Genomic DNA, 14,354 nt, shown 5'->3' with positions numbered 1-14,354 from the left:
TCCGCGTGAGAGCGGGCACAGGGGTCGCAGCCGGATGCCTGCTGGTCGCCCTCGCGGCGTGCGGTGACGACACCTCCGGCACCGCGCAGCCCTCCCCCTCCGTCACGCCGTCGGACACGGGGGTCCCGACCATCACGGTCTCGGCACTCCCCGAGCCGCCACCTACCGGCACACTCATCGCCGACATGCGTCAGTCGTCACGGGACGCCGCCGCGGGCCGGATGCAGGTCTGGATCGACAACGACACCCTCGACGACGTCACACCCATCCGGATCACCTACGTCGATCCCCGGTTTCGCGCCGCGCTGACGGGAGAGCGGCTGCGCGAGATCCCTGCCCAGTCCACCCGGGGCTTCCCGCTCACACTGCCGCCACGGCCCACGTGCGGCACCTCCAACGACGCCCCGGTCGAGCTCGACGCCCCGCTCGGGACGGTGACGATCGAGCACGCGGGCGGCAAGGAGACACTCGCGGTCGCGGACGAGACCGATGTCGCCGGGCGCTACACCCGGGCCCGGTGCCTCGAGATCGCCATCGGCGAGGTGGCGAGGCTGAGCTGGTCCGACCAGGTCACCGACGGCGACCCCACCGCGACCCCGGTCGGCGGCGAGGGTGAGCTGGTGCTGGTCCTCGAGCCGACCGGCCGGCCGGGCCCCGCACTGACGATCGAGACCGTCTCCGGCACCCCCATCCTGTCCCCGGTCGGCACGGACGCGTGGCGGCCGGATGTCTCGATCTCAGGGGACGACCCACCGCTCCGGATCTCGCTGCCGCTCAAGCCCACGCGGTGCGACGCGCACGCCTTCGCCGAGTCCGGTGGCGCCACGGCGTTCAAGATCGGCCTGCGCCTGGGCGGCGAGCCGGGCCAGATCACCCTCCGGATGACCCCGGAAGGCGCCGCCAACGCGATTGCGTTCGCCCGCGCCTCGTGCGGGATGCTCGAGACCCCTCAGTGATGGCTGATGAAGCCGCCGTCCACGACGATCTCCGTGCCGGTGATGAACGATGCCTTGTCCGACATCAGGAAGCCGACGGCCTCCGCGACCTCGCGCGGTAGGCCGAGCCGGCCGAGCGCGGCACCACTCTCGAGCTCGGCCTTGAGCTCGGCGATCTCCAGAGCGGGACCGAGCATCGGCGTCTCGATGAAGCCGGGACACACCGCGTTGACGCGGATCCCGTCCGGCCCCAGCTGCGCCGCCATGGACCGGGTCATGCCCAGCATCCCGGCCTTGGACGCGCAGTAGGCCGGGATCCAGGCGCTGGCGACCAGCCCCTCGATGGAGGAGATCCCGACGACCGACGCGTTGGCCGACTGGACCAGGTGGGGGTGCATGAGCTGCACCAGCAGCGCCTGGGCGCGCAGGTTGAGACCGAGGACGGCGTCCCACGACTCGGCGGTGAAGGCTCCCACGGGTTCGACGGCGACGCAGCCGGCCGCATGCACCAGCCCGTCGAGGCCGTCGAGGGCCGCCGCGGCCCGCGCGACACTGTCGGTGAGGTCGCCCGACACGTCGACGACCTCGTGGGGCATCCCCAGCCGAGCGGCGTGGTCGGCCACCCCCGGGGAGATGTCCCAGAGCGAGACCCGGGCTCCCTGCTCGACGAGGACCTCCGCACAGGCCAGGCCGATGCCTGAGGCCGCTCCGGTCACCACGACTCCGCTCATGGCGGACACGCTCCCACAACGCCCACGCACGCCTCCGACCCGAGCACCGGCAAACCCCCCGTGTGGGCCATCGCCACAGGACCCTTGTTAGCCCTAGCCTCAGAGGCGAGGAGGGGTCTCGGGAACGGACCCAGGAGGCGGCCATGAGCCGACGACAACTCAGTGTTTCAGTCCTCATCGCGGGGTGGCTGGTCGCCATGAGCGCCGGCCTGCTCGCGCTCGCCGGCCCGGCCCATGCCGATCTCACGACGGACAAGGCGGACTGCCAGGGCCAGGTGGCCATCACCGGGGACGACGGCACCGACACCACCATCACCCAGGACACCGACCAGGCGACCGTGGACCCGGCGGGCACGTACGTCGGCGGCGGCAGCATCTACGGCGGCGCCCGCAGCGAGGAACGGTCCTACTCCGGCGGGGTCAAGATCGACCTCCCGGCGCCGCTGCCCGACTACGGCCCGTCGTCGTGGAGCTGGTCCAACGACAGCAGCACGACGTACGCGACCCAGGAGGCGAAGACCGGCGACTACGACCTCCCGGACTTCGTGCCGCGCGGCTTCTACGTCCCCCTGGTCGGCACCCACGCCGAGGAGGGCGAGACGGTGTGCGTCTACGAGGGCGAGATCAAGGTCGAGGGCAGCTTCACCGACAGCCCGGTCTCCCTGGGCGCTCTGGGTGCCACGGTGGTGTTCGGGGTGCTGGCCACCACAGCCGGCATCGCCCGGAAGAAGGGGGTCTGACATGCGCGGTCATCCGATCCTGGGGTTCTTCACCGGGCTGCTGTTCGGGGTCTTCCTGGCGGTCACGCTGGTGCTGGCCGGGGTGCTCAAGCTCAACAGCGTGGTCGTCACCGCGCTGCCCGTGGCGGGCATCGTCTACGGGCTGCTGATGGCCCGCTGGGCGCCGTTCGGGAGGAACCGCGCGCAGCCCGGCTGACACCAGCGGTCAAAAGGGGTCGCCACGGGGCTGTCACACCTCCCACCCTGGGAGGCGTGACCGCCAGCGTGGTCCTGGTCGAGGGGCCCAGCGACGCCGCGGTGCTCGGCGTGCTCGGCCGTCGGCTCGGCCTCGGCTCGCCCCACGTGGTCCCGATGGGCGGGATCACCAACGTCGGGCGCCTCCTGCGCGCGTACGCCGAGCGGCCCGGCACCGCCGTCTCGGGGCTGTGCGACCGCGGCGAGGTGCGGTTCGTGGCCGGCGCCCTGCGCCGGCTGGGGCGCGAAGCGGAGGACGGGGCGAGCCTGGCCGCGCATGGGTTCTTCGTCTGCGCGGAGGACCTCGAGGACGAGCTCCTCCGGGCCCTCGGGACCGACGCGGTCGTCGAGGTCATCGAGCGGGAGGGCGAGCTCGGCCGGCTGCGGACCTTCCAGCAGCAGCCCTACCAACGGACTCGGTCGCTCCACGAGCAGCTCCACCGCTTCGCCGGCACGAGGTCCGGCCGGAAGGTCCGGCTCGCCGCCGCGCTGGCCGAGGAGCTCGACCTGGGTGCCGTACCACCCCCGCTGCTGGGCGTGCTGGAGCACGCGGCGAGCCTCAGTCGCGGCCGGGGATACCGCTGATCCGCAGGCCGGAGTGCGCCTTGTACTTCCGGTTGATCGAGATCAGCACGGCGGTGAACGGCTCGAGCTGGCGGGCGAGCCGGAGCTTGCCGGCGCTGATGCCCTCTCGCCCGGTGACGGCCTTGGCAAGCTCCATCGCGACGGCCTTGCCCTCGTCGGAGTCGCCGACGCAGAGGATGTCCTCGTCGAGGTAGTCGTCGTCACCCCACAGCAGCACCGCGGAGACGTTGTGGAACGCGCCGACCACCACCGCCTCCGGTGCCAGCCGCTGGGCGGACTCCGCCGCCGAGCCCTCGCCCGCGTCGATGACCTGGCCGTGCGCACCGCGCTTGTCGAAGGCGAGCGGGTTGACGCAGGAGATGACGGTCTTGCCGGCCAACGGGAGCGTCGCGACCAGCTCGTCGTGGCCGTCGTAGGGCACCGCCAGGACGACCACGTCGCAGGCCTCGCACGCCTCGGCATTGCCGGCGCCGGAAACCGACCCGGCGCCCGGCACGTCGGACAGGCGTGCGCGCACCTCGTCGGCGGCCGGGACCGCCCGCTCCGCCGAGCGCGAGCCGAGCACGACGTCGTGTCCATGCCGGGCGAACCGGTAGCCGAGCCCCTTGCCCTGGGGACCGGTTCCGCCGATCACCGCGATCCGGTAGGTCGTCACGAGTCCGGATGATCGCACGTTGATAGGGCGTGACCCGGGCGGGGGTGGGAGAGTTATCCAGTTCGGAACCATTTGGGGGGCGCGGGGGAGCATGGCGAGAGAGATCCGGGGTGACATCCAGGGACTGCGCGCGGTCGCAGTCGCTGTGGTGATCTGCGCCCACGCCGGTCTCACCGTGCTGCCGGGTGGTTTCGTCGGCGTCGACGTCTTCTTCGTGATCTCCGGCTACCTGATCTCCGGTCTGCTGTTCCGGGAGGTCCTGGTCACCGGGGGCGTCTCGATCGGCCAGTTCTGGGCCCGTCGGGCCAGGCGCATCCTGCCCGCCGCGACCGTCGTCACCGTCGCGACCGTGCTCGGCTCACTGCTGGTCATGGGGTTCCTGGACGCCCGCCAGGTCGTGGTCGACGCCCTCTGGGCCTCGGCGTTCGCCGCCAACGTCCACTTCGCCCAGCAGGGTGTCTACTACTTCGCCCAGGACACCGGCCCGTCCCCGATGCAGCACTACTGGTCACTGGCGGTGGAGGAGCAGTTCTACGTCGTCTGGCCGCTCGCACTGTTCGGCGTCCTCCTCCTCACCCGCCTCGTGACGGGCCGTCGCCACCAGCGACTGCCGCGCGGCCCGGTGCTGGCGCTGCTGCTCGTCGTCGTCGCCGCATCGCTGGCCTGGTCCATCCACCAGACCGTGAGCTCCCCGACCTCCGCCTACTTCTCGACCTTCACCCGAGCCTGGGAGCTCGGCGCCGGCGCCCTCGTCGCCCTCGTCCCGGTGACGGCGGTGGCCCGTGTCGACAAGCGGGTCCTCCAGCTGACGGCGTTCGTCGGCGCCGTGGCGGTGGTCGGCTCCTGTGTGGTGATCACCTCGGCGACCCCCTTCCCGGGCATCGCCGCCGCGCTGCCGGTCATCGGCACCGCGCTCCTGCTGATCGCGGGTCACGGCAACGCCACGACGTGGGTGGGACGCCTGCTCTCGACCGAGCCGTTCCGGATCATCGGCGACTGGTCCTACTCGCTCTACCTGTGGCACTGGCCCCTGCTGATCCTCCCGGAGTACGCCTTGGGTCGTGAGCTCACCGCGTTCGAGAGTGCGCTGGCCGTGCTCGTCACCGTCACGTTCTCGGCCTACACCTACCAGTACGTCGAGATGCCGTTCCGCACCGGCCGGCCGGCCCACCGGCTCCCCCGCCGCCGTGCGCTCGCCCTCTACCCCGCGAGCGCGGTGCTGGTCCTCGCCGTCGGCGGCGTCGCCTGGCTGTGGACCGGCGCCCAGGCCACCGACGGCGGCGACAACCCGCCGATCACCGTCGCGGGCAAGGACAAGCCAGGCCCCGTCCACGTCGACACCGTCGCGCTGGTACGCGCCTCGGTCAACGCCGCCCGCAACCGCCAGGCCATCCCCAGCCAGACCGACCCCAACATCCTCGAGCTGCGCGAGAGCGTGGCCGACGTCGGCGAGTGCGACTACGAGCAGAACGTCCGCAAGCTCTGCCAGGTCGGCGAGGACGACGGCGACAAGACCCTCGTGCTCATCGGCGACTCGCACGCCCGCGCCTGGATCCCGGCGTTCGACCGGATCAACGAGGCCGGCAACTGGAAGGCCTACTACCTCGTCAAGCCGCAGTGCACCGCGGCCCATGTCCCGATCGCCACCGCGCAGTCGGACGACACCGTCTTCACCGACTGCTCGGACTTCCAGGACTGGGTCATGGAGCAGGTCGAGTCCCTCGACCCCGACCTCGTGGTGGTCGCCTCCTCACCGCCGGTCAACGGCGTCTTCGACGGCGACGACAAGCGGGTCACCTCCCTCGAGGACACCATCCCGCTGCTGCGTGAGGGCTACGACGAGCTCTTCGTGGAGCTCCGGGCGGCGGCCGACGAGGTCGTCCTGCTGCGCGACGTACCCAAGTCCCCGGAGGACCCGGCCACCTGCCTGACCACCGGCGACCCGAGCCTCGGCGACTGCATGTTCGAGCCGGACGAGCGGTCCCAGATCCTCGGCGACGTCGCGGTCGAGTCCGCCACCGTCTCCGGCGCCCGGGTCGTCGACCCGACGCCGTGGCTCTGCTACCAGGGCGAGTGCCCGATCGTCATCGGCGGCACCCTGAGCTATCGCGACAGCGACCACATCACCACGGAGTACGCCGCCAACCTGTGGGCGACGCTCGGCCGGGCGCTGCGGATGATCCCCGACAACGGCATCGCCGCGCCGAGCGACCCGCAGGAAGCGGTGGCCGGCCGGTCCAGCGACTGAGGCCGGTGAGCCCTCCCTTGCGATTGTGACAGTGAAACTGTCACAGTTGGGGGGTGCAGCTCTCCTACCCCCTCCAGTACGACGGCAACCCGCGCGCCACCGCTGACCAGGTGGCCGAGCTCGAGAAGGCCGGCCTCGACATGGTCTGGGTCGCCGAGGCATACGGCTTCGACTCCCCCACGCTGATGGGCTATCTGGCGGCCAAGACCGAGCGGCTCGAGATCGCCGCCGGCATCATCAACGTCTTCTCCCGCACACCTGGGGCGATCCTGCAGACCGCGGCCGGGCTGGACAACGTCTCGGCCGGCCGGGCCGTGCTCGGCCTCGGCGCCTCCGGTCCGCAGGTCATCGAGGGCTTCCACGGGATGCCCTACGACAAGCCGCTCGGCCGCACCCGCGAGGTCATCCGGCTGGTCCGCTCCGGCCTCAAGCGCGAGCCGCTCGAGTCCCACAACGCGTTCTTCGACATCCCGCTGTCGGAGGGCAAGGGGCTCGGCCTCGGCAAGCCGCTCAAGATCCTCACCAAGCCCGAGCGCGACACCATCCCGATCTGGATCGCGTCCCTGGGCGACAAGAACGTGGAGATGACCGCCGAGCTCGCCGACGGCTGGCTCCCGATCATGTTCGTTCCGGAGAAGGCCCGCGACGTGTGGGGCGACTCGCTCGACGCCGGCGCGGCCAAGCGCTCCGGCGAGCTGGGCCCGCTGCAGATCAGCGCGGGCGGGATGCTCGCCGTCGGCGACGACGTCAAGGGGCTGCTCGACTTCCTCCGGCCGATGTACGCCCTCTACGTCGGCGGCATGGGCGCCCGCGGCAAGAACTTCTACAACGAGCTCGCCTGCCACTACGGCTACGAGAAGGAGGCCAAGGAGATCCAGGACCTCTACCTCGACGGCAAGAAGAAGGAGGCCGAGGCGCTGGTCCCGATGGAGTGGATCGAGGCGAGCAACCTGGTCGGCCCCGCGTCGTACGTCAAGGAGCGGATCGCCGCCTTCGACGAGGCCGGCGTCAGCCACCTCTCGATCGTGCCGGTCGGCGACGACCCGGCCGCCCTGGTGAGCCAGGTCAAGGACTGGGTGTCCTGATGCGCCTGCTCGAGCGGGTGGGACGGCTCCCCCATCGACGGGGACGCTTCGACAACCTCGCCGAGATCCGCACGCTCGACCCCTACGACGACGCCGACCGCGACCGGATCGTCACGCTCACCGCCCGCCACGACTTCCCGTGGGACTTCGACCAGGGCACGGCCATCGCGTTCCTGCGCGACTACGGCGTGCCGTCGATCGCCCGGCTGCTCGACCGGACCCAGCAGTTCGAGGGCGACGGCATCAAGCGCTACGACGACACGTTGATCTTCCAGGAGGAGGCGGTCGCCGACGGCATCGAGTCCCCGCGCGCCAAAGCGGCCGTGGACCGGCTCAACCGGATCCACGGTCACTACAAGATCCCCAACGACGAGTTCCAGTACGTCCTGGCCACTACCCTGGTCGGCCCGGTGCGCTGGATCGAGAGGTACGGCTGGCGGCGGCTCGACCCGGTCGAGATCGTGGCGCTGACCCGGTTCACCACCCGCTTCGGCGAGCTGATGAACATCACCGGCCTGCCCGACACCTACGACGGCTACCTCCAGCTGCTCGTCGACTACGAGCGCGAGCACTTCCGGCTCGACCCGGCCAACACCCGGGTCACCGAGGCCACGATCCGGATCGGCCGGCAGACCGCCCCGTGGCTCCTGCGCCCCCTCTTCCGCCGGGTCACGATCGCGCTGATGGACGAGCCGCTCCGCGAGGCGCTCGGCATGCCCAGGCAGCCGCGGGCGCTGGTCGCGGCCGTCGACCTCGGGCTGCGCGCCCGCGCCAAGGCGCTCCGCTTCCTCGAGTCGCCGCGCGTGGCGCCGTACGAGCGGCACCACCCGACCTACCCGGGCGGCTACCGGCTCGACCAGATCGGGCCGAGCAAGATGCTCGACGAGCTCAACAAGGCCATGCTCGACACGACGCTCGACACGACCAAGGAGCACTCCGTTGCCTGACCGCCCCTCGATCTACGAGCAGGAGCACGAGGACTTCCGGCGCACCGCCCGCGCCTTCATGGACAAGGAGGTCGTCCCGTTCCACGACCAGTGGGAGAAGGACGGCCAGGTGAGCCGGGAGGTGTGGCTCAAGGCGGGCGAGGCGGGGCTGCTCTGCTTCGACGTCGACGAGGAGTACGGCGGCGCCGGGATGAAGGACTTCCGGTTCAACATGGTGCTGATCGAGGAGATCACCCGGGCCGGGGCGAGCGGCGTCGGCTTCCCGGTGCACAACGACGTGATCGTCCCCTATATCAGCCACCTCGCCACCCCCGAGCAGAAGCAGCGCTGGCTGCCGGGCCTGGTGAGCGGCGAGCTGATCTCGGCGATCGCGATGACCGAGCCTGGCGCCGGCTCGGACCTCCAGGGCATCCGCACCACCGCCGTCGACAAGGGCGACCACTACGTCCTCAACGGCTCCAAGACCTTCATCAGCAACGGGATCATGAGCGACCTGGTCATCGTGGTCGCGCGCACCAACCCGGACGCCGGCCACCAGGGCATCAGCCTGCTCGTCGTCGAGCGCGGCATGGAGGGCTTCGAGCGCGGCCGCAACCTCGACAAGGTCGGGCTCAAGGCGCAGGACACCGCCGAGCTGTTCTTCGACAACGTCGTGGTCCCCAAGGACAACCTGCTCGGCGAGGAGGGCTCCGGCTTCGTCTCGCTGATGGAGAACCTGCCGCAGGAGCGGGTGTCCATCGCGGCGATCGCCGTGGCGGCGTGCGAGCACGTGCTCGAGCTCTGCCTGTCCTACGCCAAGGAGCGGCAGGCGTTCGGCAAGCCGATCGGCTCGTTCCAGCACAACCGCTTCCTGCTGGCCGAGATGGCGACCGAGGTCCACATCGCGCGGGTGTTCGTCAACGACTGCGTGACCAAGCTCAACGCCGGCGAGGTCGACACGTCGCTCGCGTCGATGGCGAAGTGGTGGACCACCGAGCTGCAGAAGAAGGTCGTCGACCAGGGCGTCCAGCTCTTCGGCGGCTACGGCTACATGCTCGAATACCCCATCGCCAGGGCGTTCGTCGACAGCCGCATCCAGACCATCTACGGCGGCACGACCGAGATCCAGAAAGAAATAATCGGAAGAATGTTGGGGCTCTAGCCGCGGCTGACCGCTGTTCGCCGCGGCGTTCCGCGGGACAATGCGGCCACGTGTCTAGACAGCTCACCGATCTGTCACGTTTCGTTTTCCAATGGTGTCGATGAGTTGGCGAGGGTGATCCGGTCTGACAACCCAGACCTCGGGGAAAACCCTGATGCCGACTGTCCCCGCCTTCTGATGGAGTTACCCCATGCATCGACAGATCGCCGGCAAGCTCACCGGCCGCATCACCAAGTGGATCGTTCTCGTCGGCGTTCTCGTGATCGCCGGCGGTCTCGGCTCGTTCTCCGGCAAGCTGCTCGACGTCCAGGACAACGAGATGTCGTCCTGGCTGCCCGAGAGCGCGGAGTCGACGCAGGCGATCAAGCGACTCGACGCGTTCCAGGACCCCAACGACATGGGGACGACGGTCGTCTACTACAACGAGGACGGCCTCACCGACGCCCAGCTGGCCGCCATCGAGGAGCACGCCACCGAGATCGAGCAGATCGAGGGCGTCACCAACGTGATCACCCCGGCGCGCGCCGAGGCGGCCGGCCTCCCGGTCCACTACGTCTCCGACGACGGCCAGGTGGCCAAGCTCGACTTCACCATCAACCGGGGCGACGAGGTGTGGTACGACCTGCCCGGCGTCGCCGAGGACATCCGTGACCTCACGGAGACCGACGGCGTCGAGGTCTACGTCGCCGGCGCCGGCGGTCAGACCGCCGACCAGGCGGCCGCGTTCGAGGGCTTCGAGGGCCGGCTGCTGCTGATCACGCTGCTCGCGGTGATCCTCATCCTGCTCGTCAGCTACCGCAGTCCTCTGCTCTGGATCCTGCCGATCTTCACCGCGGTGGTGGGTCTCGGGATGTCGATGGGCCTGCTCTACTTCCTGGCGAAGTACGCCGGCCTCACCATCAACGGCCAGACACAGTTCATCATGATGGTGCTGGTGATCGGGGCCGGCACCGACTACGCCCTCCTGCTGGTCGCCAGATATCGCGAGGAGCTCCGCCGCCACGAGGACCGGCACGAGGCGATGGCGTTCGCGCTGCACCGCGCGGCGCCCGCGATCCTGGCCAGCGCGGCCACGGTCGTGGTCGGCCTGCTCTGCCTGATGTTCGCCGAGCTCAACTCGACGGCCGGCCTCGGGCCCGCCAACGCGGTGGCGATCGCCGTCACGTTCGTGGTGATGGTGACCCTGCTCCCGGCGCTGCTGGTGATCTTCGGTCGCTGGGTCTTCTGGCCCTACGTGCCGCACTTCGGAAGCGAGGAGCCCACCGCGTCGGGAGTCTGGGCCCGCATCGGCAACACCATCGAGAAGCGGCCTCGGTTCGTGTGGATCGGGACCGCCCTGGTGCTGGGCGCTCTCTGCCTCGGCTTCTTCCGGCTCGACACGTCGGGCACGCCGTCCGACGAGATCTACGCCGGTGACGAGGTCGGCTCGGTGACGGGCCAGGAGCTGCTCAACGAGCACGACCTGGTCGACGCGAGCACGCCGGTGCAGGTCGTGGCCCCGGCGGCCGACGCGGAGAAGGTGGCGGAGGCGATGACCGGCATCGAGGGTCTCGACGCCCCCATGCCGCCCCTCGTCGAGGGCGACACGGCGCTGATCATGGCCTCCCTGCAGGCCGACTCGATCTCGGACGCGGCCAAGGACGCCGTCGCCGAGGTCCGCGAGCGCGTGCACGCGGTCTCCGACGAGGCACAGGTGACGGGGTGGACGGCGCTGACGATGGACATCATGGAGGCGTCCGAACGTGACAACCGGGTGATCATCCCGATCGTCCTGCTCGCCGTGCTGCTGATCCTGGTGGCCCTGCTGCGTGCCCTGGTCGCGCCGCTGCTGCTCATCGGCACGGTGATCCTGTCCTTCGGAGCGGCGCTCGGCATCTCCGGGCTGGTGTTCGACTTCGTCTACGGGCTCCCCAACGTCGACCCCGGCTTCCCGCTGTTCGCGTTCGTGTTCCTGGTGGCCCTGGGCATCGACTACAACATCTTCCTGATGACCCGGGTCCGTGAGGAGACCCTGCAGCACGGCACCCGACGGGGCTCGCTGATCGCCCTGTCGTCGACCGGGGGCGTGATCACCTCGGCCGGATTCGTGCTGGCGGCGACGTTCGCGATGCTCGCCACCATGCCGATGACGTTCGCCCTGCAGATCGGCACGACGATCGCGCTCGGGGTCCTGCTCGACACCATGATCGTCCGCTCCGTCCTGGTCACTGCGATCAACCTCGACCTCGGCGGGAAGATCTGGTGGCCCGGCAACCTGGACCGCAACGGCAACGCGGTGGAGCCGCCCGCGGAGGAGAAGCAGCCGGTGTCGGCGGGTGTCCACTAGCTAGAACACGTTCCACGAGGTGGGCCGGGGGAATCACCCCGGCCCACGTCTCGTTACCGTGAACGCAATGGGCATTGAGTCGGTGGTGACACCTCAGCAGGTCCGCCGGGCTCTCGCCCGCGCGGAGCGCGGTGCCGCCCTCGACCTCGCCGAGGCCACTGCGCTGCTGGCCGCCACCGGAGCCGACCTCGACCGGCTCTGCGCGGCCGCCGCCCAGGTCCGCGACGCCGGGCTCGTGGCCGCCGGAAGGTCGCGGGTGGTCACCTACTCCCCCAAGGTCTTCATCCCGGTCACCAGGCTCTGTCGCGACCGCTGCCACTACTGCACGTTCGTGGAGACCCCGGGTCAGGCCGCTCGCGATGGCCGCGAGCCCTACCTCTCCCCCGACGAGATCCTCCACATCGCCCGGCAGGGTGCGGAGCTTGGTTGTCTGGAGGCGTTGTTCACCCTGGGCGACCGGCCCGAGGACCGCTGGCCCGAAGCGCGACGGTGGTTGGACGAGAAGGGCTACGACTCGACGCTCGCCTACGTCCGGGCGATGGCCGTCCGGGTGCTGGAGGAGACCGGCCTCCTCCCCCACCTCAACCCCGGCGTCATGTCGTGGGAGGAGCTCAACCGGCTCAAGCCGGTCTCCCCGTCGATGGGGATGATGCTGGAGACGACCTCGCGACGGCTGTTCGAGACCAAGGGCGAGGCGCACTTCGGGTCGCCGGACAAGGACCCGGAGGTCAGGCTCCGGGTGCTGGAGGACGCCGGGCGGCTGTCGATCCCGTTCACGACCGGTCTGCTGGTCGGCATCGGCGAGACGCTCACCGAGCGGGCCGAGACGATCTTCGCGCTGCGGGCCACCGCGCGCCGCTACTCGGCGGTGCAGGAGGTGATCGTCCAGAACTTCCGGGCCAAGCCGGACACGGCGATGCGGCACACCGACGACCTCGACCTCGACGACTACCGGGCTGCCATCGCGGTCACCCGCCTGGTGCTCGGCCCCAAGGCCCGGGTGCAGGCGCCGCCCAACCTGGTCGACCACTCCGAGGGGGCTGCGGAGTGCCGAGCCCTGCTCGAGGCGGGCGTGGACGACTGGGGCGGTGTCTCTCCGCTGACGCCCGACCACGTCAACCCCGAACGTCCCTGGCCGTCACTGGAACGCCTGCGGACGATCACCGCCGAAGCCGGCTTCGAGCTGGCCGCCCGGCTCACGGTCCACCCTGAGTACGTCCGCCAGGGCGAGCCGTGGCTCGACCCTCGGGTCTCCGCCCACGTCGCCGCGCTCGCCGGGCCGGACGGGCTGGCGCGGCCCGGCGTACGCCCCACCGGCCTGCCGTGGCAGGAGCCCGACGGCGGCTTCGCCAACGTCGGGAGGACGGACCTCTACGCCGCGGTGGATGCGGAGGGGCGCACCGACGACCGCCGCTCGGACTTCGCCGACGTCTACGGCGACTGGGACGCCCTGAAGGAGCAGGTGAGCGACCGGGCCGGCGAGATAGTCCCAGACGTTTCGCACGGCGACACGCGGTCCGGGCGTGCCAATCGTCAGGGACTATCCGCGCTGCGGGCGGCCGAGAAGGACCCCGGCAACCTGTCGGACGAGCACGCCCTGACCCTGATGACGGCGGAGGGCGCGCTGCTCGAGCAGGTGGTGCGGCTGGCCGACGACCTGCGCCGGGAGGTGGTTGGCGACGAGGTGACCTACGTCGTCAACCGCAACATCAACTTCACCAACGTCTGCTACGTCGGCTGCCGGTTCTGCGCGTTCGCCCAGCGGCGCACCGATGCCGACGCCTACTCGCTCTCCCTCGACGAGGTCGCCGACCGGGCCGCCGAGGCGTGGGACCTCGGCGCCACCGAGGTGTGCATGCAGGGCGGCATCGACCCTGAGCTGCCGGCCACCGCCTACTTCGACCTCGTCACCGCGGTGAAGCAGCGGGTGCCGGAGATGCACGTCCACGCGTTCAGCCCGATGGAGGTCGTCAACGGCACCGCCCGCACCGGGCTGTCGATCGAGGACTTCCTGATCAAGGCCCGCGAGGCCGGCCTCGGGTCACTGCCCGGCACCGCGGCGGAGATCCTCGACGACGAGGTCCGCTGGATCCTCACCAAGGGCAAGCTGCCGACCCGCACCTGGGTCGAGGTCGTCACCACCGCTCACAAGGTCGGCATCCCGACGACCAGCACGATGATGTACGGCCACGTCGACAACCCGCGGCACTGGGTCAGCCACCTCCGGGTCCTGTCCCGCATCCAGGAGGAGACCGAGGGGTTCACCGAGTTCGTGCCGCTGCCCTTCGTCCACACCAGCGCCCCGATCTACCTGGCCGGCGTCGCCCGCCCCGGGCCGACCCTGCGCGACAACCTCGCCGTCCACGCGATGGCCCGGATCCTGCTGCACGGCCGGATCCGCAACATCCAGACCAGCTGGGTCAAGCTCGGCGTGGATGGCACTCGGGCGATGCTCCAGGCCGGCGCCAACGACGTCGGCGGCACCTTGATGGAGGAGACCATCTCCCGGATGGCCGGCTCCGAGCACGGCTCGGCCAAGACCGTCGCCGAGCTGGTCGAGATCGGGGCCGGCATCGGCCGCCCGGTCCGGGAGCGCACCACGCTCTACGGCTCTCGTTGAGGTCCGGTCGCGACCGCGCGGCCGCTGGTCACGCGCCGTCGGTAACGAAACGATCACGGGACGTTTGGCCCATTTACATGACGGCCGTCACACCATATGTTGTCGCG

12 protein-coding genes are annotated in these 14,354 nt (G+C 70.4%); 10 read left to right on the top strand and 2 right to left on the bottom strand.

Annotation, left to right across the window (positions count from 1 at the left end):
* Positions 1–5: 5 nt before the first annotated feature.
* Positions 6–956 carry a hypothetical protein gene (locus ACYVC6_RS08515; protein WP_460712919.1) on the top strand — a complete coding sequence of 317 codons (951 nt, stop codon included), beginning with the start codon at positions 6–8 and terminating at the stop codon, positions 954–956.
* Here the strand turns inward: ACYVC6_RS08515 and ACYVC6_RS08510 are convergent.
* Complete coding sequence (locus tag ACYVC6_RS08510) at positions 950–1,666, bottom strand: SDR family NAD(P)-dependent oxidoreductase (RefSeq protein ID WP_460712917.1); 717 nt, start codon at positions 1,664–1,666, stop codon at positions 950–952. The genes ACYVC6_RS08515 and ACYVC6_RS08510 overlap by 7 nt on opposite strands.
* Before the next feature lie 143 nt (positions 1,667–1,809).
* On the opposite strand from ACYVC6_RS08510, the gene ACYVC6_RS08505 reads away from it, so the two are divergent.
* The 3 genes from ACYVC6_RS08505 to ACYVC6_RS08495 are packed head-to-tail and all read left to right on the top strand — an operon-like array spanning position 1,810 to position 3,225.
* Positions 1,810–2,406, top strand: coding sequence for a hypothetical protein (locus ACYVC6_RS08505; protein ID WP_460712915.1), 597 nt, complete (start codon positions 1,810–1,812; stop codon positions 2,404–2,406).
* Position 2,407: 1 nt separating this feature from the next.
* Positions 2,408–2,602, top strand: a complete 195-nt coding sequence (locus tag ACYVC6_RS08500) for a hypothetical protein (protein WP_460712913.1) — start codon at positions 2,408–2,410, stop codon at positions 2,600–2,602.
* Positions 2,603–2,658: 56 nt separating this feature from the next.
* Complete coding sequence (locus ACYVC6_RS08495) at positions 2,659–3,225, top strand: TOPRIM nucleotidyl transferase/hydrolase domain-containing protein (RefSeq protein WP_460712911.1); 567 nt, start codon at positions 2,659–2,661, stop codon at positions 3,223–3,225.
* Here the strand turns inward: ACYVC6_RS08495 and npdG are convergent.
* Positions 3,200–3,880, bottom strand: coding sequence for an NADPH-dependent F420 reductase (gene npdG, locus ACYVC6_RS08490; RefSeq protein WP_460712909.1), 681 nt, complete (start codon positions 3,878–3,880; stop codon positions 3,200–3,202). The two genes, ACYVC6_RS08495 and npdG, sit on opposite strands and share 26 nt — an antisense overlap.
* A 91-nt stretch (positions 3,881–3,971) precedes the next feature.
* Between npdG and ACYVC6_RS08485 the strand changes: the two genes are divergently transcribed.
* The 6 genes from ACYVC6_RS08485 to ACYVC6_RS08460 all read left to right on the top strand — a co-directional run bounded on the left by ACYVC6_RS08485 (position 3,972) and on the right by ACYVC6_RS08460 (position 14,247).
* On the top strand, positions 3,972–6,128 hold the full coding sequence (locus ACYVC6_RS08485) for an acyltransferase family protein (RefSeq protein WP_460712908.1): 2,157 nt from the start codon (positions 3,972–3,974) through the stop codon (positions 6,126–6,128).
* 53 nt (positions 6,129–6,181) lie between these two features.
* A complete protein-coding gene (locus tag ACYVC6_RS08480) occupies positions 6,182–7,213 on the top strand; it encodes an LLM class F420-dependent oxidoreductase (protein ID WP_460712906.1) in 1,032 nt (343 codons plus the stop codon).
* Positions 7,213–8,160: an oxygenase MpaB family protein gene (locus tag ACYVC6_RS08475; RefSeq protein WP_460712904.1), complete on the top strand. Its 948-nt coding sequence runs from the start codon at positions 7,213–7,215 to the stop codon at positions 8,158–8,160. Before ACYVC6_RS08480 ends, ACYVC6_RS08475 begins: the two co-directional genes overlap by 1 nt.
* On the top strand, positions 8,153–9,301 hold the full coding sequence (locus ACYVC6_RS08470) for an acyl-CoA dehydrogenase family protein (protein WP_460712902.1): 1,149 nt from the start codon (positions 8,153–8,155) through the stop codon (positions 9,299–9,301). Before ACYVC6_RS08475 ends, ACYVC6_RS08470 begins: the two co-directional genes overlap by 8 nt.
* 190 nt (positions 9,302–9,491) lie before the next feature.
* Entirely contained in the window at positions 9,492–11,627 is a 2,136-nt protein-coding gene (locus ACYVC6_RS08465) for an MMPL family transporter (protein ID WP_460712900.1), read from the top strand.
* 67 nt (positions 11,628–11,694) lie between these two features.
* Positions 11,695–14,247, top strand: a complete 2,553-nt coding sequence (locus tag ACYVC6_RS08460) for a bifunctional FO biosynthesis protein CofGH (RefSeq protein WP_460712898.1) — start codon at positions 11,695–11,697, stop codon at positions 14,245–14,247.
* Positions 14,248–14,354 lie beyond the last annotated feature (107 nt).

Source organism: Nocardioides dilutus (assembly GCF_054779555.1).
Note: the sequence above shows the minus strand (reverse complement) of the source record. Positions and strands in the feature narration are given on the sequence as shown.

Coding starts and splice junctions, on each gene's coding strand:
- ACYVC6_RS08510 (WP_460712917.1), bottom strand. CDS start 1,666: ATGAGCGGAGTCGTGGTGACCGGAGCGGCCTCAGGCATCGGCCTGGCC.
- ACYVC6_RS08505 (WP_460712915.1), top strand. CDS start 1,810: ATGAGCCGACGACAACTCAGTGTTTCAGTCCTCATCGCGGGGTGGCTG.
- ACYVC6_RS08500 (WP_460712913.1), top strand. CDS start 2,408: ATGCGCGGTCATCCGATCCTGGGGTTCTTCACCGGGCTGCTGTTCGGG.
- ACYVC6_RS08485 (WP_460712908.1), top strand. CDS start 3,972: ATGGCGAGAGAGATCCGGGGTGACATCCAGGGACTGCGCGCGGTCGCA.
- ACYVC6_RS08475 (WP_460712904.1), top strand. CDS start 7,213: ATGCGCCTGCTCGAGCGGGTGGGACGGCTCCCCCATCGACGGGGACGC.
- ACYVC6_RS08465 (WP_460712900.1), top strand. CDS start 9,492: ATGCATCGACAGATCGCCGGCAAGCTCACCGGCCGCATCACCAAGTGG.
- ACYVC6_RS08460 (WP_460712898.1), top strand. CDS start 11,695: ATGGGCATTGAGTCGGTGGTGACACCTCAGCAGGTCCGCCGGGCTCTC.